Below are 21,297 nucleotides of genomic sequence, written 5' to 3'. Positions count from 1 at the left end.
GGCAGCCCCCTCCCCGGCGCCCCGTTCCGTGCCGCCCCCGCCCACCGGCCGACGTCCGCCGCCTGCCCCGCGCGACGGGCCTGCGGTCCGACGGCGATCCGTCACCGCGTCCGGAGCGTCAACGCCCCGATCACCCGATCTACGTCGTCCCGCCACGCCCACAGCTCCCCCTGCGTGGGAGCCAGCTCGTACCCGTGGTAGTGGCAGGCCCGGCTGAGGCCGGCCCAGGTCGCCGACCAGCGGCGGGCCGTGTCGGGGTCGGCGTAGGACTCCAGGCACAGGGCCTGGGCGTGCGGCGGGCAGTGGGCCAGCTGCGGTTTGCGTGCTTGCCAGTAGCGGCGCAGGGCCTCTTCGAGGGCGTGGCGCAGCAGCAGTGCCACGGCGCGTGGCCAGACGCCCGTGGTGGAGGCGGTGGCAGTGCCGAGCAACCGGTCCGCACCCGCGAGCAGTTCCTCGGGGGTCGAGATGGACGGCGGCGGAGGCGGGAGGGTCACGGGGAGTCGGGGCGGGCGCGCGGGCGGGATGGGCGTGGCCGGACGGATCGTGGTCACAGGGATCGCACCGCCTTCGCGAGGTCCGCGGTGCGGCGGATGATCTCCTCCGCGTCGTCGACGGGCACGGCTTCGTGGGAGCCCTTGTTGCACCACCGGATGTGGTCGGTGGCCTGCTGGCCGTAGGCCCGGGTGAGGTCGGTCATGGCCTCGCCCACCCGGTCCATCTCCCCGTAGAGGGCGAGGGAGGCCAGTTCGGTGAGTTTGTGGGCCTTGGCGATGCGCTGCTCGATCTCGGCGTGCGGCAGGCCCGTGCCGAGGAGCCGGCGTCGGGCCGGTTCGAGGAGGGCGGCTTCCAGGGCGGTGCGGCACAGGCCGGGCAGGACCCGGGCGACGACGTCGCCGGGCAGGTCGCGGGTCCTGGCGAGCGCCTTCGCGTCGTACAGGGCCTGCTTGACGGGGTCGTCGCCGGAGCGGACGCGTACGGCGGAGCGCTCACGGCGGTCGACGGTGAGGACGGTGGCGGGCAGCCGCAGGTACTTGAGGGCCTGCGGCAGGCGGGTGTCATGGGTGAAGACGACGACCTGACGGTGCTCGGCGAGGAGTGCGAGGACGCGGGCGAGGCCGTCCACCTTGGCGGGGTCCATGGACTGCACCGGGTCGTCGATGACGAGGAACCGGAAGGGGTTCTCCGGGAGGAAGGTGCGCGGGAGGAAGAGAGACAGGGCGAGGGAGTGGAGTTCTCCCTGACTCATCACGCCGAGCGCGGGGGCGTCGATGTCGTCGACGGTCACCTCGAGGGCGACCTTGCGCTGGGTTGCGGAGCCGCTCAGACGGATCGGGCCGAGGGCGACGTTGCTCTGCTGGCGCAGGTTGGACCAGATGCGCTGGGCGTCCTCGGCGATGGGACGCATCCTGTCGGCGCGGATCTCGTCGTGGGTGGTCCTGAGCCATTTCTGGGCGGCCTTGACGCGGGCCAGGTGCGGGGCCGCCTGCTCGGCTGCGTGGGCCTTGTCCAACCAGGCAGCGAGCGCCCGCGCGGCGTCGCGCCAGGTGTCGTCCTGGTCAGCGAGGCGTGCCGCGGCCTCCTGGCGGGTGACCCGTGCGGCGTCGGCGGCGATCCGTGCGGCGTTCTCGGCGGCGGTCGCCAGCGCGGCCGGGTCGGAGACGGTGCGGCATCGCATCCAGTCGTCCCAGGCGGCGGCGATCTCGGACGGCAGCCAGTCGGGGGGCGGGACGGCCAGGTCGCGGACGGCCTGCGCGGCCGCGTCGAGTTCCCTGCGGACGGTGAGCACCTGCTCGGCCTCGGCGCGCAGCAGGCGTTCCTGCTCGGCGGCGTCCCGTGCCCATTCCTCGTCGAGGCGGGCCGTGCCGCCGCACACCGGGCAGGTGTCAAGGGCGGGGTGGGCGCGGTGATGGGCGAGCGCGCGGGCGAGGAGTTCGGCGCGGCGCAGCGCGTCCTCGGCGGACGTGCCCCGAAGGTCCTCGGCGGAGGCGATGGCTTCACGCAGCCGGGTCACCGCCGTGGCGACCGCCTCGGTGTCGGGTCCGGTCAGGGTGGAGCGGCGGCGCAGGTCCAACAGGAGGGCCTCGTCCACCGGGCCGGTCCCGGCGGCCAGTTCGGCCGCCGACGCGAGGTCCGGGCGCCGCCCGCTCAGTGCGGTGCGGGCTGCCCGGGCGCGGGGGTCGTCGGTGCCGTCCAGGAGGGTGAGCAGGGTGGGGAGTTCGGCCTTCGCCTCCTTGGCGGGCGCGTCGTACTCGCGGGTCAGGTCGCGCAACCACTTGTCGGCGGCGGCGAGTTGCTCCAGACCGAGGATGGAGGCGACGGCGTCGTACATCTCGCTGGGCCTGCCGCCGATCACCTGGCCGAGCTCGGAGTACGACAGGAAGGGGCGGTAGGTCGCCAGGTCCTCTTGCCAGCCGAGGCCCGAGATGGGGACGGGGTCGTGGCCGGGCCGGTCGAGTTCGGCGGTGGAGTCGGCGACGTCGTCCCCGTGCCAGGTGCGCAGCACGGTGGCCGGCTCCGGATCGCCGTCGAGGCGCAACCCCACGGCGACCTGGGGTTCCTGGCCGTGGTGGAGGTTGCGCCAGCTCTTGCGCCAGATGTCGCTGCGGCCGCGCCAGCGGGCGTTGTCGCCGGTCAGCGCGATCTCGACGGCCTCCGCGAAGCTCGACTTGCCGGAGCCGTTGCGGCCGGTAACCAGGGTGAGTCCCGGGCCGGGGGTGAGGGGGAGACGTGCGGTACGGCCGATGCCGCGGAAGCCGCTAACCGTGACGGACTGCAGGTAGGCGCCCGGCATCCGGCCGCGCGCCCCGCCGTCGTTCTGGAAGGCGGTGAGCAGGAGGGCTCGGGTGTCCTCGTCGAGGTCCGAGCCGGCGAGCCGCCCGGAGATGAGACTGGCAAGGGTGCCGGCGGTCGGATCCTGGGCGGGCGGCCCTGCTGGAGACGGGTCCGGGGCGGGATCGGTGGGTACGGGCATGACGGGACTCCCGTGGAGGCGACGACTGCGGAGCGTACGGCCGGACAGGCCGACGGCAACTGAACGACAGGGGACACACGGGAGCAGCGTGGTAACGCGGGGCCGTGAGACCTGAGTTGTGGACGACCATAGCCCACACAGACCCAACAATGGAACTCTTTGGAACTTCATGGAGATCATTGGACTCGGGGCCGGGGTATGACGCCCCGGCCCCCGCGCTCACAAACGCCACTCCTCGAAGAGCACCCCCAGCAGCTCCTCCTGCCTGGCCTTCAGCACGTCGGGGGTCCACTCGACGTGCTGGAGCACCTGGCTGGTCAGCGCGAAGGGGACCACTCCCCCGCGGCCGGTGAAGTACTTGGCCTTCTTGGCGGCGAAGTCGTAATTCTGGGCCGCCGAGTTCTTGGCGCGGTTCAGCAGCACCAGGTTTCCCAGGCGGTGTGTCCACTGGGCACGCTGCTCCTCGTCGAACAGCCCGACCCACTGCGAATCGGCCTTCGGGTTCTGCGGCAGCACGTGCTCCACGGTGATGAGCGGGTGGTCGTACGTCACCCCCTGGCCGCGGGCCAGCAGTTCGTCGAGCCGGAGCAGCACATACTTGCGGATCTTGCCGACCAGATAGAGATCGCCGTCGAGCCTGGCCCGGGTCTCGGCCTTCTCGTCGTCCCTCAGTTCGAGGGCCGGGGAGGCAAGGCCCTGTCCTTCGTCAAGCTGCCGAAGCAACTCGGCGTACCGCGTGACGCGGGGAGTCGTGTAGACGCGGCGGACGAACATGCTGGCCGACAGCCGCTCCAAGGCCCGCATGAACGTGTCGAGCCATGCCGGGTCGTCCTCGTGGTGACGCAGCGCCCAGAGAGCGGCGGGCCGCCAGTCGTAGTTGTCGACCTGCTGGAGCCTCCTGAACCAGGCGTTGACCGCCTCCGCACCCGAAGCGGACTCATAACGTGCTTCACGGATCTGGGCATAAGCCTCGGCATACGGCCGGACGACGTCATGGACGAAGACCTCGCCCCTGCCGGGGAGGTAGCGTTTGAGTACTTGCTCAGGGAACTCCTTGAGCAGCTCCTGTTCCGCCCGCTTCTTGGCAAAGATCATCCGCAGGTGGAGGAAGAGTTCCGCGAAGTCGTCGCGCCCCAGCATCTCCTCGGCGTCCTCCCAGGTGGTGGCGCACGCCTCAGACGCCTCCGCCCCGAGATCCCCGATTATTTGCGACTTGAAGATGTCGGTGGGAGACAAGTCCAGGCCGCGGGAATTCATCACGCTGAAGATCCGGTGTGCGCTGTCGAGGTCAGGAGTGCTGACGACGACAAGGAACGTCCGCTCGGCGAGCATCTGAGCCAGTTCCAGCCGGCGTTCCTCGGTCAACGCGGTGAGGCTGCGGTGGAGGACTGTCGCGTTGCGGAGGACGGCCTTCTGCGCGTCGGTACGCAGGGCTTCCTCCTTGAGCGTCAGAAGAGTGCCCACTGCGCCCTTCCTCTGGACGTACTTCTCGAAGAAGTCCGCGTCACGGCTTCGCAGAGTGAGCCGCGGCCTCGGGGCGAGCCCACGGATCTTGGCACCCGGCTCCATGACCAGCCGGTCGAGGTCGCCACGCAGCTCCGGATCCTCGGTGAGGTCGCGCAGGACCGACAGGAGGATGGTCAGGGTCGTGAGGCGCTGCTGGCCGTCGATGACGTCCGCCTTCGGGACCGCGCTGTTCTTGACGAGCACAACGGATCCGAGGAAGTACGGCTCATCCGTCCCGCGGACCAGGGCTTCCTGCAGGTCCATCAGCAGTTGAGCCGCCTGCTCCTCCTGCCAGGCATAGGGGCGCTGGTAGTCAGGTATCTGGAAGTCGTAGTCGCTGCTGAACACCTTGTGCAAGGGCATCTCGTGCGCCTCGAGCTTCTGCATGCCCCGATGACGTCGGAAAAATAGATCTCTGCGGCACTAATCCGACGCAACTTCTTCCTCTGGCAGCGATTCCACGGGAGCCGGGGACACCCACGCCTGGACGAGGGCTTCACCATCTACTGTTGTATCGACGACAGGGTGAGCACCCGCCACGTCCGGCATGAGGGTCGACAGGGACCGGAAGTTTTGTCATCCCTCTCATTCAGGGCTCAGCGACACCCGTATCCGTTGCCCCGCGCGTCTGCGTGCCACGTCAACGTCCTGCGCACCAAGGTCACACCGAGCTGGACGACCTGCTCGATCGTCAGGTCCGGCGTGGGGATGCTCCGGTAGACGAAGTCGGGCGCGAACCCGTTGAATGCCAACGGAGCATGCGGGGCAGTTGCAGGTCGCTCGGGACCCATGTCGTCCAGCAGGGTACGTGCCCGGGCAAAGCAGAAGTAGTCGCCGTAGGCGCGGGCCTCCTGTTCGCGGACTGCCCGCCGTGTCGGGCCGGGCCGGCCAGGTGGACCAGCCAGAACTGGCCTTCCTGGATCTGCCAACCGGACAGGGTGTCGTCTCCGCGGTGAACATCTCCACGATGCCCTGGTCTCGGTTCATTGCGGTCCGCACGATGACGCCGACCTGTTCCATCTCCTGCGCCAGCTCTGGCCGGACGAGGCTGTGCAGACAAGGCATCTTCTGCACGGTCGCGTCCAGTCGAGCGTTCTTGAGGATTGCGACTACTTCCTCTGGCACCAGCAACGGTTCGGCCCCCGCGGGGGTGCCGACCTCGGCGGCCAGTCGCACGAGATTGTCGATCAGGTCGAGCCAGTGCTCGAACACATCGGCGCCAACCCGTCCGCCCGCCGGAGATCGGGCAGACAGGACCGCAGCGCGGCACACAGGTTCTCGTAGCTGCGGTACCGCCAGGTCAGACCGTTCGGGGTCGTCCATGAGCCGTCCGGCCAGCCGGGAGCGACCAGGCTGAGCAGTACCAGGACGGGATGGTCCAGGCCGTGGAGGTTGCCCGATGCGTACACGTTCGACTGGCCACTGTCCGAGAGCGAGACCCCCCCCAGCCTTCGGGCCATCGAAATCTCTTGCGGAACTCGAGACCATCCGGCCGCTCCTGCTCGGCGCCTACTCAATCTAGATTCGGCATACCGGAGCCCACAAGCCGACCAGGTTCGCCAGCTCATCTCCGCGATAAGACCCTCGTCGGCGCGGTACAACTGGCCGGTTAAGCGGCCGCATGTCAGGATCGGACCGTGCCTGTTTTCCTGGACGCTACCGAGAGTTCGGGGCGCCCTGCCGTGCCGCCTCCCAGGATGCGGCGGGTGGTGTTCGTCGCGTTGCTGAGCTCGGACGGGCGGCTTGCCCTGGTGACAGACGACCTGCCTGGAGCTGGTCCCCGATGGGTACTCCCTTCAGGATCCGCCCGAGCCGCAGAACCCTACCGTGAAGCGGCAGTGCGCGTTCTCCGCGAAGCGGTCGGCGCGATGCCAGTGCGCGGGGGCACTGTTGAAGGATGCCGCTGGGCTCAGGTGCCTGTGCCCGTAGGCCGGAGCCGTCGAGAGGCGCACGTGTTCATCTTTCGTCTCCCTGAAGCTGGTGATCCGCCGGAGCCTCTGTCCTGGAGGGGAGCGACACGCTGGGCGGGGCCTGAGCAGTGGCAGGAGTTGTGCACACGGTGTGATCTGCCATATGTAGATGTGCTGTTGACGGGATACCTGGAGGGGTGGATCCCGGACGGGCGGATCACATTGGGGCCTTGAGCCCCGGTACCTCGGCGCCCGCTGTCACTCTGCCCTGGCGATCGTGGTGGCGGTCTCCTGCAAGGCCGTGGCAATCGCTGGCATGTCCTGTTCACGCAGACGTACGGCGGGTGCGTACACGGAGATCGCGGCGAGCGGTTCCCCGATGCGGTTGCGGATGGCCACGCCTACGCCGTGCAGGTCGTGTGCACTTTCCTCGAGGTCTGCCGCCCATCCCCGGGCTCTAACTTCCTCCAACTCCACCTCAAGCAGTGGCCACTCAGTGATGCTTCCTGCCGCCGTGGCAGGGAGCGCGGCCGGGAGTGTCGCGCGTACATCTGCCGGGTCGCGCAGTGCGAGCAAAGCCTTGCCCGCCGCTGTTACGTGGGCGGGGAGCTCCTGTCCGAGCGGAACGCTGACGCGCAGGACATGCCGGCACTCGACTCCGTCGAGCAGGCGGACGACGGCCGCATCCAGGGAGTACAGGCACACCGTCTCCTGCAGCTTCTCGGAGAGCTCCTCCAGGGGTCTGCGCGCCTGTCGTCGGACGTCCAGCTTGGCGATCGCGGCCAGTCCCATGCGCACAAGCTGCGGACCCGCTGAGTATCCGTGCTGGCCAGGATCGTGACGCAGGAAACCTGTGCGCTGCAGGGTGACCAGGATGCGGTGTGCGGTGGAACGTGAGATACCGAGCTCCCGGGCGGTTTCGGTAACACCAACTTCCCCCCGGTCATACGCCAGAACTAGAACATCCAGGGCCTTCGTCACCGACGCCAAGGCCTCCGTCGCCGACAGATGCTTGCCATCCACCATGAAGGAACCGTAACGCTCAAACGTTCCCGGAGACCGGGAGCTTCGACAGAATCCACAGGTCAGAATTCTGCGATGGCACGTCTCATGCGGCATCGCTCGAACCCGGCGAGCCAACTCTTCGTCAAGACAGGTCGATTCCTGCGATAACCCCGACCGGACTTGCCGTGCTTGAGCGCACTGCTGACCGTTTGATAGCGCCTCACAGGAATGGCGTGCGTGCCACAGTGTACGGTCCCTACACTGGCAGCGGCCTTCCTTAGGAGTTCGCTATGGCGGGATACCAGACCAGCGCACCTGCGTCAGACAAGGGTGTCTACATCGGCCAGGCCCGGCATACCGTGAAGGAGCTGATCACTTCACTGCGCGGCGAGTTGGCGACATTGGAAGCTGCGTACGCGATGATGTGCGAGGGTGCCGAATCCACCGATGTCCGCGAAGAGCCACCGGACACTGGCGAGGACGCGGGAACCGCCCAACCCTCCCGGGAGGGTCCGCCTGAAGTTTCTGTCGCCGACGAGGATCCTTCGTCCGAAGATGCGCGCCCGGGCATGGGCACTCGGACCCTGGGGCCACCGCGTAACGGAAGCATGCGCGATGCGATCCTCACACTCCTGTGCGCCGCCCAAGAGGCAATGTCCATCACCGATATCGCGGCGGCGGTGCGCCCGGGAGCGGACGCGACGGTCCGCTCATCCGTAGGAAAAACCCTCAACCGTATGAAGCAACTTGGCGAGGTGGAAAACGTGGCACCGGGAATGTTCCGGGCCGTGCTGTCATCCCGGGCCGCTTGATCCACCCGAGGACGACCCTAACCCAACAAGCAGGCCTCCCTCGATTAGCGGTCGAGGGAGGCCGCCAAACACGCGAACGGACGCTTCTCCTAGCAGGGTTCCGGTCCGTCGCGCACGTTCACTCTAGCGCCCCCACGGGTGGCACTATAGGGCGTCTGCGCCATTCCGCACTTGAGCGTGCACGACTGACCTCAAAGAGACAATTGGGGATCAGTCATGAGCACATTGGGTCGCATTCGATCCGGGCCAGAGCGCCAGGCCCAGGGCGCGCTCCAGTCGGCAGACCGTCAGCACATCCGGCCAGGTGGCGCCCGCCAGCAGATCGCCGATGGTCTGTCTGCCGACGTTGCTCTGGGCGGCCAGGGCACGCAGCGAGAGCTCCGGCCTCTCACGCAGGGCGGCGGCGAGGCGGCGGGCAATCGTCTGGACCACCGCCGCGGCGGGCTCCCCGACGATCCGGGCATCCGGCCACTCCTCCGGATCGACGGCGTAGCTCCATGGCGGCGCCGTGCGCGCTCGGCCTCCGGTCATAAAGATGCGTTCCTTCAGATCGTGATCGACACTGGCACCAGCGGCCGGTTAACCGGCCAGCTGTCATGGGCCTTGCGCCTGGAGGTCGCTGTGTCGAATCGCCTGCTGACCTACGCACCGAAGGCGGAGACGGTGCCACCCGCCCAGTGGCGCCGCATCGCTCCGGTCGTCCGCTCGCTGGGATTCATGGCCGCCGCAGCGGGACCCTACGGCCCAGACGTGGTCATGACACCGCTCGCACGGCTGGTCGCCTGGGTCGAGGCCCAGGGCCTCCCGCTCGAACCCTCGGTGATCCTTGACCAGAGCACCGTCGAACGGTTCATCCTCGTCGGCTGCCGCGACATGGCCGCCAACAGCCGCCGAACCTGCAGTAGCCAGCTGCGCCGGGCCTCCGAAGCACTCCTGCTGGACCAGCTCGGACAGCATCCGCCGATCCGGCTGAAGGCCACCGCCGCCCCAGTGGCCCCCTACCCGCCGGCAGAAATCGCCTACTGGCTGATCTGGGCGCAGAGCCTGCCCACCCCCGCCCAGCGGCGCAACGCCTGTCTTCTGTTCTGTCTTGGCGTTGGCTGCGGGCTCGCCGTTGAGGATCTTGTGTACGTTCAGGGGCGGGACATCCTCGCGGGCCCCACCGGCCGGGCACTGGTCAAGGTGCACGGGCGCCGTCCGCGCACTGTCGTATGCCGGTACGCCTACGAGGAACTGCTGCTGGCGGAAGCCGCCCACATCCCGGCAGACGCGTACGCCTTCCGACCGGACTGGCAGGACCGCACCAGCAAGCACATCGCATCGGACTGGCTGGCCAGGTACCCGCGGATCATCGGCCGTTGTGACGGTGCAGTGCTGCAGACCCAGCGGCTGCGCACAACCTGGCTCGTCGAACTGCTGAATGCAGGTATTCCGCTGAAGGTGATCCTCAAAGCGTCGGGGCTCGGGACCCTGCACAGCCTCTCGCGCTACCTCGTCTTCCTCCACGACGTGCCCGAAGCGGAGGCATCCGATCTGTTGCGGGGGGCGGCATGAGCAGGAAGAACCCGGAGGACAAACCCTGCCGGCGTACCGGCCTAGCCCTACGCCCTGCACCGCAGGCCCCCGGCCGGACCCTCAACGACCGCGTTGTGAGGCAGGTCTTCGACCTCGTGCGACACAGCGGAGTACTGGAACGCCTTCCCTCCAACGAGCTCCGGCCAGGCCCGAAGGGCTTCCCGTTCCGCACAGTGCTGATCGGCCTGATCTTGTCGCAGTACATGGGCAAGAGCGCGAACATCAACGACGCATGGGAGACGCTCTTCTTCGCCCTGTCTCCAGGGTCCAAAGCCCTCCTTGACGTCCCCGACGTCGACCTGCACATCCGCGAGGGCGCAACCCGAGAAGAAATCGACCGCGTCGCGCACCACCAGTACGCGACGTCGAAGCGCGTCTACCGGTCCTGGGCCTCGATGACCCGGCGCCTCGACCCGGCACCACACGACCGCCGCAAGCGACTGTCGCTCAGCGAGGCCAAGAAGATCCGACGGAAGTGGAATGCCCTCGCCAACCAGGAGACCGTGCGCAACCTGGAGGCCATCGCCCAGGATCTGATTCTCGCTCCGGTGATGGCTTCCTACCGGCGCGGCGACTTCGCTCGGTGGCCTGGCCACATCTCGGTCGACGACACTCCGGTTCCGGTCTGGGGCAAAGAGCCGGACTACCACCAGGACCGGGCCTCGCTTGAGATCACCGCCGGGATGTACGTGAAGGGAGGAACGCAGAAAAAGTCGGGGCCCAGCGGCAAAGCTGCGGCCTCCACGAACACTGGCACCCGGCGCGGCACGGCAAACAAGCCAGTGCCTCGCAAGACCAAGTCGGGACAGGAGAAGAAAGCCAAGGCGCCGGAGAAGAGAGAGTTCCGCTACGCCATGATGGCCGCGTTCCCGGGCCATGGCCATGGCGACCTCGCCGGCGCCTACCCCGCGGTCTGCCTCGGCATGATCCTTCACACCCCGGGCACCGAACCCGGCCCGGCCGCCCTGCGCGCCATCCAGCCGGCCTTCGAACGAGGCCTGGTCAAAGACCTGTTCTGCGCCGACCGGGGCATCACCCAGGCCAAGCCTCACAACCTGCATCTGCAGCTGCTCAAACTCGGCCTCAACGCGGTGAAGCACTACAACGACGACAAGGTCGACCGGCAGGGAGAGTTCCGCGGCATGCAGCTGGTCGGTGGCGAGTTCTACTGCCCGCTGATGCCCACCCCGCTCATCACTGCGGGCGCCACGTACATCGACAGCCGCACGGACGAGGACCGCGCCCACGCACTCAACCTGGTCCAGTCCCGGAAGGACTACCAGACCAAGATCAAGGAGTACGGGCCCGCAGGGGACCAGCGTCGGCAGTGCCCCGCCCTCGGGCCGCACGCCACGGTCACCTGCTATCGCCGGCCCCAGCCACGCCCGTCCACCGTCGTCGACCTCAACGCCCCCACCGTGCGTACCCCGGCAGCCCTGCCCACCATCCCCAAGCCCAAGCGGGACACCCCCGTCTACCCCGACATCTGCAGGGGGAAGAGCATTACCGTCCCGGGCACCGTGTTGGCCAAGTGGCGGCAGAAATACCCCCTGTTCACCCCTCTGTGGCAGGAAGCCTGGTCCGGACTGCGCAGTCAGAACGAGGGCGGCAACGGCAACCTGAAGAAGTCCGCCCTCGACAGCATCGACAATCCCCAGCTCCGCCTGCCGCACGGACGCGTCGCACAGACCCTGCTCAATGCCGTCATCATCTTCGTGGCGAACCTCAGAGCCATCCGACGGTTCCTCCGCAACCAGGGCATCCAGCCCCGCAAAGCCAGCACGCAGAGCGCCACAACCCAACCCAGTGAGCCTTCCGCCCCGCTCCAGGCGCGACCGCTTCCGGCCGAGCAGGTCGAGCCTCCGCCACGCGAGTGACACACCTCCGCCGCGCTCCGCCCCCTGAAAACCCCACATGCCTGCGTCACGGCTACCAGCCGTCACGCAGGCATGTCCTGTTTCCGCAGGTGAGAGGTGCAGTGCTTGGACCGCCACCGCCTCACCCCCTCATCGGGCCGATCACGAGGCTCGAGGCCCCAGAAACGACGAAATACCGGCGAGTAACATGACTCGACCGGTAATTCGTGAACGCTTCGGGACGATCTCGTGAACGTCCCAGTGAGTGTCCGAGGGGGGACTTGAACCCCCACGCCCGATAAAGGGCACTAGCACCTCAAGCTAGCGCGTCTGCCATTCCGCCACCCGGACAAGGTGTCTGCCGCTCGGCGGGGGCTTCTCCCCGCGGCGACGAGACAACAATACCAAGGTTTCGGAGTGCCTTTCACCTGCGTTTCCGCCCGCCGGGGCCCCTGCGGGCGCGCCGCCAGGCACCCTTCACCGATCGGCCCCGGTCAACCACTCTCCGTATATGCGTGCAAGGTCAGAGCGCCGCGGCCGGGCCTGGCACGGCATGAGGTGGCGGTCCGGGACGTTGCCCGGCAGCCGCTCCCCCGCCGGGCCCCGGGTGACGGCGCGGACGAGCAGCTCGCCACCGACGAACGCGCCGCGCCGGGACCCGCCGAAGCCGCCGATACATGAACCTCACCGACTTCCGCTGGGGCTGGTCTCGGTGGGGGTGTGCCTCGCCTCGGTGGTGGCGGTGGCGGGTTGGGTGAGAACAACTACGCCTCGGACTACGGTCTCGTCTACTCCTCGAAGCTCGTCTCCGGTCTGCTCGGGTCCGGCATGGGCGCCGTGGTCGTGGGCGCGTGGGACTACGCGGGGGCGTTCGTCCTGGCGGGTTCGATCTCGCTGTTCGCGGGCTTCATGGCACTGTTCCGGCATCCGCCGGGACGGCCCAGGCCCGGGCGCATGGCGCCCAATCCCCAGCCGCTCGGTGAGGAGGCGGTGTGAGGGCATGACGGTGGTGCCCGACGAGGAGGCCCTCCCCGGTTCGCGGGGAGGGCCTCCTCGGGTGTCCGCCTGGTGAGTGCCGGGGTGTCAGCAGTCCTCACGCAGGGAGTGCAGGTGCTCGCTTGAGCGGCGGGCGAAGGTGAGGGAGTCGGCCGGGTTGTCGTGTTCGGCCTGCCAGTGGTGGGCGAGGCGTTCGCCGCGCAGCCGGGTCACGCCGGAGATGAACCGCTGGTAGTCGATGTCGCCGTCACCGACGTCCGTCATGCGGTAGCCGTACGGGTTCGACGGGTCGCTCTCGCCGTCCTTGACGTGGAACAGCGGGAAGCGGTGCGGCTGCTTGAGGACGTAGTCGAGCGGCTCGAACGGCGCGGCCGTGCCGTCGGGGCGCTTGGAGAAGCGGAACTGGCCGACGTATGCCCAGTAGATGTCCATCTCCAGGTAGACGAGATCGGGGTCGGTCTCGGCGAGCAGGACGTCGTACAGCCGCACCTTGGGGTCGTCGGTGGCGAAGGAGAACTCCTCGGAGTGGTTGTGCTGGTAGAACTTCATGCCGCGTGCCTTCGCCGCCGCGCCGTAGGTGTTGAACTCCTCGGCGGCGCGCTTCCAGGCGTCCACGGTCGAGCCGTAGCGGAACGGGCCGGAGGCGGTGCCGATGTGCTTGAGTCCGAGGGCCTCGGCGTCGTCGAGGACCTTGGTGAGGTTCTGCGCGAAGGTGTACGCGTTCGGGTCGCTGGAGTAGTAGCCGACGTGGCTGCCGATCGGGTTCAGGCCGTGGTCCCTGGCCAGGCGCTTGAGCTGCGCGAGCGTGATGGGGCCCGCCGAGCCCTGGGTGTAGCCGGCGAACTCGACCTCGTCGTAGCCGTACCTGGCGAGTTCGGCGAAGACGGGTGCGAAGCCGAGGGTGGAGACCTTGTCGCGCAGGCTGTACAGCTGGATGCCGAGCCGTCCGGGCGGCAGGACGGGACGGCCGCGGCGGGCGGCGTCGGTGGCGGGGGCGGGGGCGGGGGCGGCGGTCGCGGGGGACGCGGCGCCGAGCAGGGCGGCGGCGGTGGCGCCCGCGGCCACGCCGAGCATGCCTCGTCTGCTGAGGCGGTGGGTGAGCTCGGGGTCGGTGTGGGACAAGCGGCTCATGCCTGGAACTCCTCGGACTCGATGGGCGTTGTCAGTGGCGAGTGCTTCACTTGTGACCAGTGGGGGACGGGTCGGTCGCCGGCCCGTCGGCGAGACCGGCGAAGTGAAGCAGCAGTGACTTCACGTCGGTGGCCGCGACGCGGTCGCCGACTGCATGGGGGGTGGAGCAGATGAGGAGCGGACCGTCGTCGTCGCTCTGCGGAAGGCGGCCGTGGCTGCCGCGAACAGGTGAGGGGTCCAGGGGCACGACCGCCATGCGGTAGCGCATGCCGAGCTTCTTGCGGAGCAGGGCGGTGGCCGCCTTGGCCTTCACATAGGGGTCGAGCGGGTCCATGAACAGCTCGACCGGGTCGTAGCCGGGTTTGCGGTGGATCTCCACGAGCTGCGCGAAGTCGGGCGCGCGGGCGTCGTCGAGCCAGTAGTAGTACGTGAACCAGGCGTCCGGCTCCGCCACGGCGACCAGTTCGCCGGAGCGCGGATGGTCGAGGTGGTGGGCCTCCTTGCCCTCGTCGTCGAGGAGCATGTCGATGCCGGGCAGGCCGTCGAGTGCGGCGCGGGTGGCCGCGAGGTCCTCGGGCCGGCGGACGTAGACGTGGGCGATCTGGTGGTCGGCGACGGCGAAGGCGCGGGACGCCATCGCGTCGAGATACTCCATGCCGTCCTGCGTGTGCACCTCCAGCAGTCCGGCGCGGCGCAGGGCCCGGTTGATGTCGACCGGGCGGCTGACGGGTGTGATGCCGTACTCGGACAGGGCGACGACGGTGCGGCCCTCGGCGCGGGCGTCGTCCAGGAGCGGGGCGAGCGCGGCGTCCAGGTCGGCGGCCGCCTTCAGGGAGCGCGGGTCGTCGGGGCCGAAGCGCTGCAGGTCGTAGTCGAGGTGCGGGAGGTAGCACAGAGTCAGGTCGGGGTGCCGGGTGGCCGTGATGTGGCGGGTGGCGTCGATGATCCACTGGCTGGAGACGAGGTCGGCGCCGGGGCCCCAGAAGTGGAACAGGGGGAACGTGCCGAATTTCTCGGTGAGTTCGTCGTGCAGGGCCGGGGGCCGGGTGTAGCAGTCGGGTTCCTTGCGGCCGTCGGCGTAGTAGACGGGACGGGGGGTGACGGTGATGTCGGTGTCGGCGCCCATGGCGTACCACCAGCAGATGTTGGCGACGGTGTAGCCGGGGTGGACGCGGCGGGCGGCGTCCCAGAGTTTGTCGCCGGCGACGAGTCCGTTGTGCTGGCGCCACAGCAGTACGTCGCCGAGTTCGCGGAAGTACCAGCCGTTGCCGACGATGCCGTGCTCGGCGGGGTGGGCTCCGGTGAGGAAGGTGGACTGGGCGGCGCAGGTGACGGCGGGCAGGACGGTGCCGAGCGGGGCGCGGGAGCCGGACTGGCCGAGCCGTTTGAGGTGGGGCATGTGGTCGAGGAGACGGGGGGTGAGGCCGACCACGTCGAGGACGAGAAGCGGGGTGGCGCCGGTGCTCATGGCAGCTCCTTGAGGCCGAGGTCGGTCAGCAGGTCGCGGGCCAGGGTGAGTTCGGCGGCGATGCCGTCGGCGAGCTGGGCCCGGCCGCGGGGCCGCAGCTCGGGCGGGAGGGCCTGCCAGGTGTAGGTCTCGACCTCCAGGTGGCGGGTGAGCGGGTGCGGGCCGCCGACGAGCCGGATCAGCGCGGCCTTCAGTACGGGGAGCGTGGAGGTGAGGGGCGCGGCGGGGGCCGCGTGCAGGGGGACGTGGAAGTGGGCGCGCCAGGGTCCCGCGTCGGGCAGGGCCTCGCCGGCGAGTGCCTCGTCGAGGTCGTCGGTGCCGCACAGGCCGGCGTTGCCCGTGGTGCGGGTCTGGTGCAGGAAGCGGGGTTCGGCGAAGGCGGCGAGCGCTTCGCGGACCTCCGGCAGGTGGGGCTGGTCGGCGTGCAGGGCGGCGGACAGCTGGGACTTGACGACGGGTACGCGGGCCGCGGAGAGGGCGTCGAGCGCGGTGTTCGGGTCTTCGAAGGAGGTGGCGAGGTGGCAGGTGTCGACGCAGATGCCGATGCGGTCGTGGCCGATCGCGGTGAGCGGGACGATGGCGTCGCCGGTGGTCTCGACGACGCAGCCCGGTTCGGGTTCCAGGCCGACGCGGACGGACCGGCCGGTGAGCTCCTGGAGTGCGTCGAGGCGTTCGGCGAGGGTGCGCAGGGCGGTGCGGGCGGCCTCGGTACGGTCGTCGCCGGCGGCGGTGCGCCAGGCGATCGGCAGGGTGGAGATGCTGCCCTCGGTGACGTCGTCGGGGAGCAGCCCGGCGAGGACCCGGGCGAGGGCGGTGGTGTGGTCGAGGCGTTCCGGGTCGGCCCAGTCGGGCTTGTACACGCGGTACTTGACCTCGTCGGCGCCGAACCCCTCATAGGGGAAGCCGTTGAGGGTGACGACCTCCAGGCCGCGCCGGTCGAGTTCGCAGCGCAGGCCGCGCAGCGCGGACGGGTCGGAGACGAGGGCGTGCGCGGCGTCGCGGGCCAGCCACAGGCCGATGCCGAGGCGGTCCCTGCCGAGGCGGCGGCGGACGGGCTCGCAGTGGTCGCGGAGCTGGGCGAGGACACCGTCGAGGGTTTCGGCGGGGTGCACGTTGGTGCAGTAGGCGAGCTGGACGGTGGAGCCGTCGGGGTGGCGGAAGCGCATGGCTCACTCCCCGCCGCGCAGGATGGAGTTGCCCTCGTGCAGCGCCTCCGGCTCCGGGACGTCGAGGCTCAGGCGCCCGCTGAGGCCGTAGAAGGCGACGGGGTTGCGCCACAGGACCCGGTCGACGTCGTCCTCGGTGAAGCCCTCGGCGAGCATCAGGTCGCCGACCTTGCGGGTCTTCAGCGGATCGCTTCGGCCCCAGTCGGCGGCGGAGTTCACCAGGACCTGGTCCAGGCCGTGGCTGCGGAGGATCCCGACCATGCGGGCCTCGTCCATCTTGGTGTCGGGATAGACGGAGAAGCCGAGCCAGGCGCCGCTGTCCTTGGCCTCCTTGACGGTGGTCTCGTTGAGGTGGTCGACCAGGACCCGGTCGGTGGGCAGCGCCGACTCGCGGACCACGTCGAGGGTGCGGCGCAGTCCGGCGAGCTTGTCGCGGTGCGGGGTGTGCACGAGAGCGGGCAGGCCGTGGTCGGCGGCGAGCTGGAGCTGCGCGGCCAGGGCGGTGTCCTCGGCGGGCGTCATCGAGTCGTAGCCGATCTCGCCGACGGCGACGACGCCGTCCTTCACGAGATACCGGGGCAGTTCGTCCAGGACGGGCCGGCAGCGCGGGTCGTTGGCCTCCTTCGGGTTGAGGGCGATCGTGCAGTGGTGGGCGATGCCGTACTGGGCCGCGCGGAAGGGTTCCCAGCCGAGGAGGGAGTCGAAGTAGTCGCGGAAGGAGGCGGGCGAGGTGCGGGGCTGGCCGAGCCAGAACGACGGTTCCACCACGGCGCGGACGCCCGCGGCGTACATGGCCTCGTAGTCGTCGGTGGTGCGGGACGTCATGTGGATGTGGGGGTCGAAGATGCGCATCAGGACTCCTTGCCGTGGGGGTCGTCCGTGCGGTGCGGCGGCTCGGTCGCGCACCCGGTCAGGGCCAGCACCCGGTACAGGTCCTCGGGGACGGTGCGGCCGGCGGCCTCGCGTTCGGCGGCGTAGTCGCCGAGCATCCGGGCGAGTTCGGCGTCCTGGTGGGCACGGCGCGGCAGGTCCGCGACGCCGGCCACGGGCACGCCGGTGAACAGGCACTTCAGTACGGCGTGCCGCCACTGGTGGGCGTCGAGGTGCCGGGCGGCGTACGGGCCGACGGCGGCGGCGAGGAGCCGGGTGTCGTTGGTGCGCAGGGCGTCCTCGACGAGCGGCAGGGCGTCGGGGCCGGGGACGAGGTGCGGCAGGGCGTGCAGCACGGCGCGGCGTTCGTCGGCGGTGCCCTGGGCGTACACGCGGCCGAGCGCCTCGGGGTCGGCGCGGGCCGCGAGGAGGATGAGGATGCGCGCGGCGTCGGCGTGCGCGGTGCCGCAGCGGCGGCCGGCCTCGGCGAGGCGGAGTTCCCACACGGAGATCGGCCCGCGGATGCCGGGATGGGTGGCGGCCTCGTCGAGGGCCTGGCCGAGCCAGGCGCGGGCGGACTCGTCGAGGTTCGCGTCGAGGAAGTGGTGCAGTTCGGCGACGGGGACGGGGGTGGCGGGTGTGGTGGTGCCGGGGGTGTCGCCGGGGCCTGTCGCCGGGATGCCCGGTGTGCCGGGGGTGGTGTGCGACCGGGTCATGGGGTGCTGCTCCCTTCGGGGGTGGCGGAGGGATCGCCGGGAGGCGGGCCCGCGGCTGGTGCGGGCGGCGTGGTGGCCGCGAGGTGTGCGGCGGCGCGGAGGAAGGGCAGGGAGCGGGTGGCGTGGTGCGGGCCGGCGTGGGAGTGCCGCGGGAGTTCGACGACCGTGAGGCCCTGGTAGCCGGCTGCGGAGAGGGCGGCGAGGACGGGCGGGAAGTCGATCTCGCCGTCGCCGAGCGGGAGATGGTCGTGGACGCCGCGCCGCATGTCCTCGATCTGGACGTGCCGCAGCCAGGGGGCGGCGGCGCGGACGCAGTCGGCGGGAGGGAGGGGTTCGAGGCACTGGCAGTGGCCGATGTCCAGGGTGAGTCCGAGGTTCTCGGGGTCGCCGAGGGCGCGGCGCAGGTGGTGGAAGTCGGCGAGTGTGGCGAGGAGGTGTCCGGGCTCCGGTTCGACGGCGAGGGGGACACCGGCGCTGTCGGCGGCGTTCAGCACGGGGGCGAGGGTTTCCGCGAGGCGTTTCCAGGCCGTGTCCTCGTCCGTGCCGTCGGGACGTGTGCCGCTGAAGCAGTGCACGGCGTGGGCACCGAGGTCGGCGGCGACCCGCACGGCGCGGACCAGCAGGTCGACTCGGCGGGCCCGGTCCTCGGGGTCGGGGTCCAGCAGGGACGGGCCGTGCTTGCGGCGCGGGTCCAGCACATAGCGGGCGCCCGTCTCCACGGTGACGCCGAGACCGAGCGCGTCGAGCCGGCGGGCGACCTGGCGGGTGCGGGCGGCGAGGTCCGGGGCGAGCGGGTCGAGGTGCATGTGGTCGAGGGTCAGGCCGACGCCGTCGTAGCCGAGGTCGGCGAGGAGGGCGAGGGCGTCGTCGAGGCGGAGGTCGGCCAGACCGTTGGTGCCGTAGCCGAAGCGGAGAGGGGCGGGGGCGGGTGGGGGGGCCCGCAGGGGTGTGGGAGCGGGGTCCGGCGCGGGCGCCGGGGCGCCGACCGCCGCGGGGGCCGGTGCGGGGGCCGGTGCGGGGTGGCCGTCGTCGGGTGTGGTGTGCGGGGATCGCCGTGGCTGCGGGCTCATGTGACGCTCACCTTCCTCGCGAACTTCCGTCCGGCCGGGGCCAGCGCGGCGACGAGCAGGGCGACGGCGCCCGCGCGGGAGCGGGCGGCGAGCGCGGCCTGGAGGGGGATCGTGGCGCGGATGCCCGCGCCGACGGCGCGCTGGGTGAGAGGGGGTGACGGGTTGAGGGCGGCGTGGAAGTAGGGACGCGCGGCCGTGACGGCGTAGGCGGCGCCGAGCGCGGTGGTGAGGCGGGGGAGGGCGGTGCCCGGCCCTGCGCCGGAGCCCGGCAGGCCGGGGGCGGCTGCTGCCCGTCGGCCTGCCGGGGGCTGGGGGGTGCGGCGGGTCACCAGATGGGCCAGGAGGCCGGTCGTGGCGAGGGCCACCAGCGGTGCCAGGGGCGAACCGTGCCGGGTCTCCTGGCGGGAGAGGGCCGTGACCGCGAGGGTGTGCGAGCCCAGGAGGGCGGCGGAGGGCAGCGCCGCGCCGGTGCGGCCGGTGGTGGCGGCCGCGCCGAGGAGCAGGTCGAGGCCGCGGGCCGCCGCCATGGCGAGGGGTCCGGCCGGGGTGCGCTTCAGGGCGAGGTCGTAGGACCAGACGGTGGCCGCGAGGGGTGCGGCGACCGCGAGGGCGGGGCGTCCGGCGCGGGCGGCGAGGGCCAGCCCGGCGCCGGTGAGGGCGCAGGCCGCGGTGAGGGCGGCGGCGGGCCGGACGCGGCCGGAGGGCAGCGGCCGGTGCGGGCGTTCGGCGGCGTCCTCGGCGCGGTCGGCCCAGTCGTTGAGGGCCATGCCGGCCTCGTACAGGCACAGGGAGGAACCGATGGCGAGCAGCAGGCGCGGGCCGGGGCGCGCACCGGCCGCGGCCGCACCGGCGAGGGCGTCGCCGGGGACGGTGAACAGGGCGGGCAGCCGCAGCAGTTCGGCCCAGGCCCGGCGGCGGTCGGCGGCGCTGGGCGGCTTGGTGGCGGCGGTGTCCGGGGCGCACGCCGCCGCCGGCCGGTGCGCCGTCGCCTCGTCCCGGCTCATCGGCTCTCCCCGGCGTCGTCCGCGCCGTGGGCGCCGCCCGCCGTGGGGCGCGGGCCCTCGGTGGCCGGGGCGCGCAGCCGTGCGGCCAGGCCCGTGAGCGCCGCGTACTGTTCCGACAGGCCCGCCGGGGACTCGCCCATCGGGTCCTTGAAGTAGAAGCCGAGTTCGCCGACGGGGCCGGACAGGCCGGCCTCGTGGGCGCGGGCCAGGATCCGGGCGAGGTCGAGGACCAGGGGGGCGGCCAGGGCGGAGTCGCAGCCCTGCCAGATGGTCTGGAGGATCATGCGCGCGCCGAGGAAGCCGTCGAAGGCGATGTGGTCCCAGGCGGTCTTCCAGTCGCCGAGCGCGGGGACGTCGTCGATGTGCACCTCGCCCTCGGGGACGGTGCCGAGGGTGTCGGCGAGGACGCGTTCCTTGCCGGCGTTCTTCGCGGCCGCGGCGGCCGGGTCGGCGAGGGCGGCGCCGTCGCCGCCGCCGAGCAGGTTCGTCCCGGACCAGGCGCGGACGGCCAGGGCCCGCTGGGTGAACATCGGTCCGAGGACCGCGCGCAGCAGCGTCTGCCCGGTCTTGCCGTCGCGGCCCGCGTACGGCAGCCCGGACGACTGCGCCGCCGGGGCGAGCGCCGGGTGGTGCAGGCCCGTGGAGGGGGTGAAGTTGACGTAGGGGCAGCCGGCGCGCAGGGCGGCGGCCGCGTAGAGGGAGCTGGCCGGGAGGCCGGGGCCGGTCGGGGCGGGTTCCGTCGAGGCGACGTTCACCACGACCGCGCGGGCGAGCCGGTTCCGTCGTACGAAGTCGTGGATGTCCGCGGCGAACGCGGAGACCAGTTCGTCGGTGTCGCGGGAGTCGCCGGGCAGGGGGCCGCCGGGGCGGATCTCCCCGTCGGCGGCGGCCAGTTCGGTCTCCACGGCCGCGGGCAGGCCGGGCGGGAGCACGCCCTGGGCGGCGAGTGTCTCGGCGCGTTTGGGCAGGGGGCAGTCGACGGTGTCGTGGCCGCCGAAGACGAGGGCGGACAGGGCGGGCAGGCCGCTGCCGGCGAACAAGGGCGTCTCGGTCACCAGCCCGGTCGGCGGGTGCAGCCCCGCGGTCAGTGCGGCACAGCCCGCCACGACGGTCGTGGCGACGGAGCCGCGGGCCCCGATCAGCCAGACGCCGACACGGGCTTCGGAACGGGACGCGGACATGGGCAGCCTCCTTGTCGTACGCGAACCCTGAAGGGGGCCCGGGGTGCGCTCGGACGCGCG

Annotated in this window: 18 protein-coding genes, 1 tRNA gene and 1 pseudogene; 5 read left to right on the top strand and 15 right to left on the bottom strand. The window is 70.9% G+C overall.

Annotated features, from left to right (window positions below):
* Positions 1-101 precede the first annotated feature (101 nt).
* The 4 genes from QC282_RS04310 to QC282_RS04295 form a co-directional block, all read right to left on the bottom strand.
* Positions 102-494 carry a hypothetical protein gene (locus QC282_RS04310; RefSeq protein WP_279547828.1) on the bottom strand — a complete coding sequence of 131 codons (393 nt, stop codon included), beginning with the start codon at positions 492-494 and terminating at the stop codon, positions 102-104.
* A 53-nt stretch (positions 495-547) separates the two neighbouring features.
* Positions 548-2,971, bottom strand: coding sequence for an ATP-binding protein (locus tag QC282_RS04305; protein WP_279547827.1), 2,424 nt, complete (start codon positions 2,969-2,971; stop codon positions 548-550).
* A 219-nt stretch (positions 2,972-3,190) separates the two neighbouring features.
* On the bottom strand, positions 3,191-4,864 hold the full coding sequence (locus tag QC282_RS04300; protein ID WP_279547826.1) for a DUF262 domain-containing protein: 1,674 nt from the start codon (positions 4,862-4,864) through the stop codon (positions 3,191-3,193).
* 800 nt (positions 4,865-5,664) lie between these two features.
* Positions 5,665-5,937 carry a hypothetical protein gene (locus tag QC282_RS04295; RefSeq protein ID WP_279547825.1) on the bottom strand — a complete coding sequence of 91 codons (273 nt, stop codon included), beginning with the start codon at positions 5,935-5,937 and terminating at the stop codon, positions 5,665-5,667.
* Positions 5,938-6,174: 237 nt separating this feature from the next.
* On the opposite strand from QC282_RS04295, the gene QC282_RS32390 reads away from it, so the two are divergent.
* Positions 6,175-6,621, top strand: a complete 447-nt coding sequence (locus QC282_RS32390) for an NUDIX domain-containing protein (protein ID WP_369293048.1) — start codon at positions 6,175-6,177, stop codon at positions 6,619-6,621.
* Between the two features lie 24 nt (positions 6,622-6,645).
* On the opposite strand, the gene QC282_RS04290 is transcribed toward QC282_RS32390, so the two are convergent.
* On the bottom strand, positions 6,646-7,413 hold the full coding sequence (locus tag QC282_RS04290) for an IclR family transcriptional regulator (RefSeq protein WP_279547824.1): 768 nt from the start codon (positions 7,411-7,413) through the stop codon (positions 6,646-6,648).
* 269 nt (positions 7,414-7,682) lie between these two features.
* Here QC282_RS04290 and QC282_RS04285 point away from each other — a divergent pair, with 269 nt between their 5' ends.
* Complete coding sequence (locus QC282_RS04285; RefSeq protein WP_279547823.1) at positions 7,683-8,204, top strand: hypothetical protein; 522 nt, start codon at positions 7,683-7,685, stop codon at positions 8,202-8,204.
* Between the two features lie 210 nt (positions 8,205-8,414).
* Here the strand turns inward: QC282_RS04285 and QC282_RS04280 are convergent, their stop codons facing one another.
* Complete coding sequence (locus QC282_RS04280) at positions 8,415-8,735, bottom strand: helix-turn-helix transcriptional regulator (protein WP_133889192.1); 321 nt, start codon at positions 8,733-8,735, stop codon at positions 8,415-8,417.
* Positions 8,736-8,756: 21 nt separating this feature from the next.
* Between QC282_RS04280 and QC282_RS04275 the strand changes: the two genes are divergently transcribed.
* Together QC282_RS04275 and QC282_RS04270 are read left to right on the top strand one after the other, a co-directional pair.
* A complete protein-coding gene (locus tag QC282_RS04275; protein WP_279547822.1) occupies positions 8,757-9,758 on the top strand; it encodes a hypothetical protein in 1,002 nt (333 codons plus the stop codon).
* A gap of 194 nt (positions 9,759-9,952) precedes the next feature.
* A complete protein-coding gene (locus QC282_RS04270) occupies positions 9,953-11,656 on the top strand; it encodes a hypothetical protein (protein WP_279547821.1) in 1,704 nt (567 codons plus the stop codon).
* A gap of 245 nt (positions 11,657-11,901) precedes the next feature.
* Here the strand turns inward: QC282_RS04270 and QC282_RS04265 are convergent.
* Positions 11,902-11,986 (bottom strand) — tRNA-Leu (locus QC282_RS04265).
* 402 nt (positions 11,987-12,388) lie between these two features.
* Here QC282_RS04265 and QC282_RS04260 point away from each other — a divergent pair.
* Positions 12,389-12,631, top strand: a pseudogene (locus QC282_RS04260) (MFS transporter); the annotation flags it as partial.
* A gap of 87 nt (positions 12,632-12,718) precedes the next feature.
* Here QC282_RS04260 and QC282_RS04255 read toward each other — a convergent pair.
* From QC282_RS04255 to QC282_RS04220, 8 genes are read right to left on the bottom strand one after another with little or no spacing between them, the layout of a single operon-like run.
* On the bottom strand, positions 12,719-13,762 hold the full coding sequence (locus QC282_RS04255; protein WP_279547820.1) for a sugar phosphate isomerase/epimerase: 1,044 nt from the start codon (positions 13,760-13,762) through the stop codon (positions 12,719-12,721).
* A 46-nt stretch (positions 13,763-13,808) separates the two neighbouring features.
* Positions 13,809-15,230 (bottom strand): alkaline phosphatase family protein, encoded by a 1,422-nt coding sequence (locus tag QC282_RS04250; protein ID WP_279547819.1) that lies wholly within the window; start codon positions 15,228-15,230, stop codon positions 13,809-13,811.
* Positions 15,227-16,396, bottom strand: a complete 1,170-nt coding sequence (gene eboE / locus QC282_RS04245; RefSeq protein WP_279547818.1) for a metabolite traffic protein EboE — start codon at positions 16,394-16,396, stop codon at positions 15,227-15,229. The genes QC282_RS04250 and eboE overlap by 4 nt, the downstream gene beginning before the upstream one ends.
* Before the next feature lie 3 nt (positions 16,397-16,399).
* Positions 16,400-17,248 (bottom strand): TatD family hydrolase, encoded by an 849-nt coding sequence (locus QC282_RS04240; protein WP_279547817.1) that lies wholly within the window; start codon positions 17,246-17,248, stop codon positions 16,400-16,402.
* Complete coding sequence (locus QC282_RS04235; RefSeq protein ID WP_279547816.1) at positions 17,248-17,982, bottom strand: EboA domain-containing protein; 735 nt, start codon at positions 17,980-17,982, stop codon at positions 17,248-17,250. Before QC282_RS04235 ends, QC282_RS04240 begins: the two co-directional genes overlap by 1 nt.
* On the bottom strand, positions 17,979-19,052 hold the full coding sequence (locus QC282_RS04230; RefSeq protein ID WP_279547815.1) for a sugar phosphate isomerase/epimerase: 1,074 nt from the start codon (positions 19,050-19,052) through the stop codon (positions 17,979-17,981). The genes QC282_RS04235 and QC282_RS04230 overlap by 4 nt, the downstream gene beginning before the upstream one ends.
* On the bottom strand, positions 19,049-20,056 hold the full coding sequence (locus QC282_RS04225; protein WP_279547814.1) for an SCO3242 family prenyltransferase: 1,008 nt from the start codon (positions 20,054-20,056) through the stop codon (positions 19,049-19,051). The genes QC282_RS04230 and QC282_RS04225 overlap by 4 nt, the downstream gene beginning before the upstream one ends.
* Entirely contained in the window at positions 20,053-21,237 is a 1,185-nt protein-coding gene (locus tag QC282_RS04220; protein ID WP_279547813.1) for an inositol-3-phosphate synthase, read from the bottom strand. Before QC282_RS04220 ends, QC282_RS04225 begins: the two co-directional genes overlap by 4 nt.
* Positions 21,238-21,297: the final 60 nt, after the last annotated feature.

Origin of the sequence: Streptomyces sp. DH24 (assembly GCF_029813775.1) — a bacterium.
Lineage (GTDB): Bacteria > Actinomycetota > Actinomycetes > Streptomycetales > Streptomycetaceae > Streptomyces.
Note: the sequence above shows the minus strand (reverse complement) of the source record. Positions and strands in the feature narration are given on the sequence as shown.

Coding starts and splice junctions, on each gene's coding strand:
- QC282_RS04280 (WP_133889192.1), bottom strand. CDS start 8,735: ATGACCGGAGGCCGAGCGCGCACGGCGCCGCCATGGAGCTACGCCGTC.
- QC282_RS32390 (WP_369293048.1), top strand. CDS start 6,175: ATGCGGCGGGTGGTGTTCGTCGCGTTGCTGAGCTCGGACGGGCGGCTT.
- QC282_RS04255 (WP_279547820.1), bottom strand. CDS start 13,762: ATGAGCCGCTTGTCCCACACCGACCCCGAGCTCACCCACCGCCTCAGC.
- QC282_RS04300 (WP_279547826.1), bottom strand. CDS start 4,864: ATGCAGAAGCTCGAGGCGCACGAGATGCCCTTGCACAAGGTGTTCAGC.
- QC282_RS04305 (WP_279547827.1), bottom strand. CDS start 2,971: ATGCCCGTACCCACCGATCCCGCCCCGGACCCGTCTCCAGCAGGGCCG.
- eboE (WP_279547818.1), bottom strand. CDS start 16,396: ATGCGCTTCCGCCACCCCGACGGCTCCACCGTCCAGCTCGCCTACTGC.
- QC282_RS04230 (WP_279547815.1), bottom strand. CDS start 19,052: ATGAGCCCGCAGCCACGGCGATCCCCGCACACCACACCCGACGACGGC.
- QC282_RS04240 (WP_279547817.1), bottom strand. CDS start 17,248: ATGCGCATCTTCGACCCCCACATCCACATGACGTCCCGCACCACCGAC.
- QC282_RS04295 (WP_279547825.1), bottom strand. CDS start 5,937: ATGGCCCGAAGGCTGGGGGGGGTCTCGCTCTCGGACAGTGGCCAGTCG.
- QC282_RS04285 (WP_279547823.1), top strand. CDS start 7,683: ATGGCGGGATACCAGACCAGCGCACCTGCGTCAGACAAGGGTGTCTAC.
- QC282_RS04250 (WP_279547819.1), bottom strand. CDS start 15,230: ATGAGCACCGGCGCCACCCCGCTTCTCGTCCTCGACGTGGTCGGCCTC.
- QC282_RS04290 (WP_279547824.1), bottom strand. CDS start 7,413: ATGGTGGATGGCAAGCATCTGTCGGCGACGGAGGCCTTGGCGTCGGTG.
- QC282_RS04225 (WP_279547814.1), bottom strand. CDS start 20,056: ATGAGCCGGGACGAGGCGACGGCGCACCGGCCGGCGGCGGCGTGCGCC.
- QC282_RS04235 (WP_279547816.1), bottom strand. CDS start 17,982: ATGACCCGGTCGCACACCACCCCCGGCACACCGGGCATCCCGGCGACA.
- QC282_RS04220 (WP_279547813.1), bottom strand. CDS start 21,237: ATGTCCGCGTCCCGTTCCGAAGCCCGTGTCGGCGTCTGGCTGATCGGG.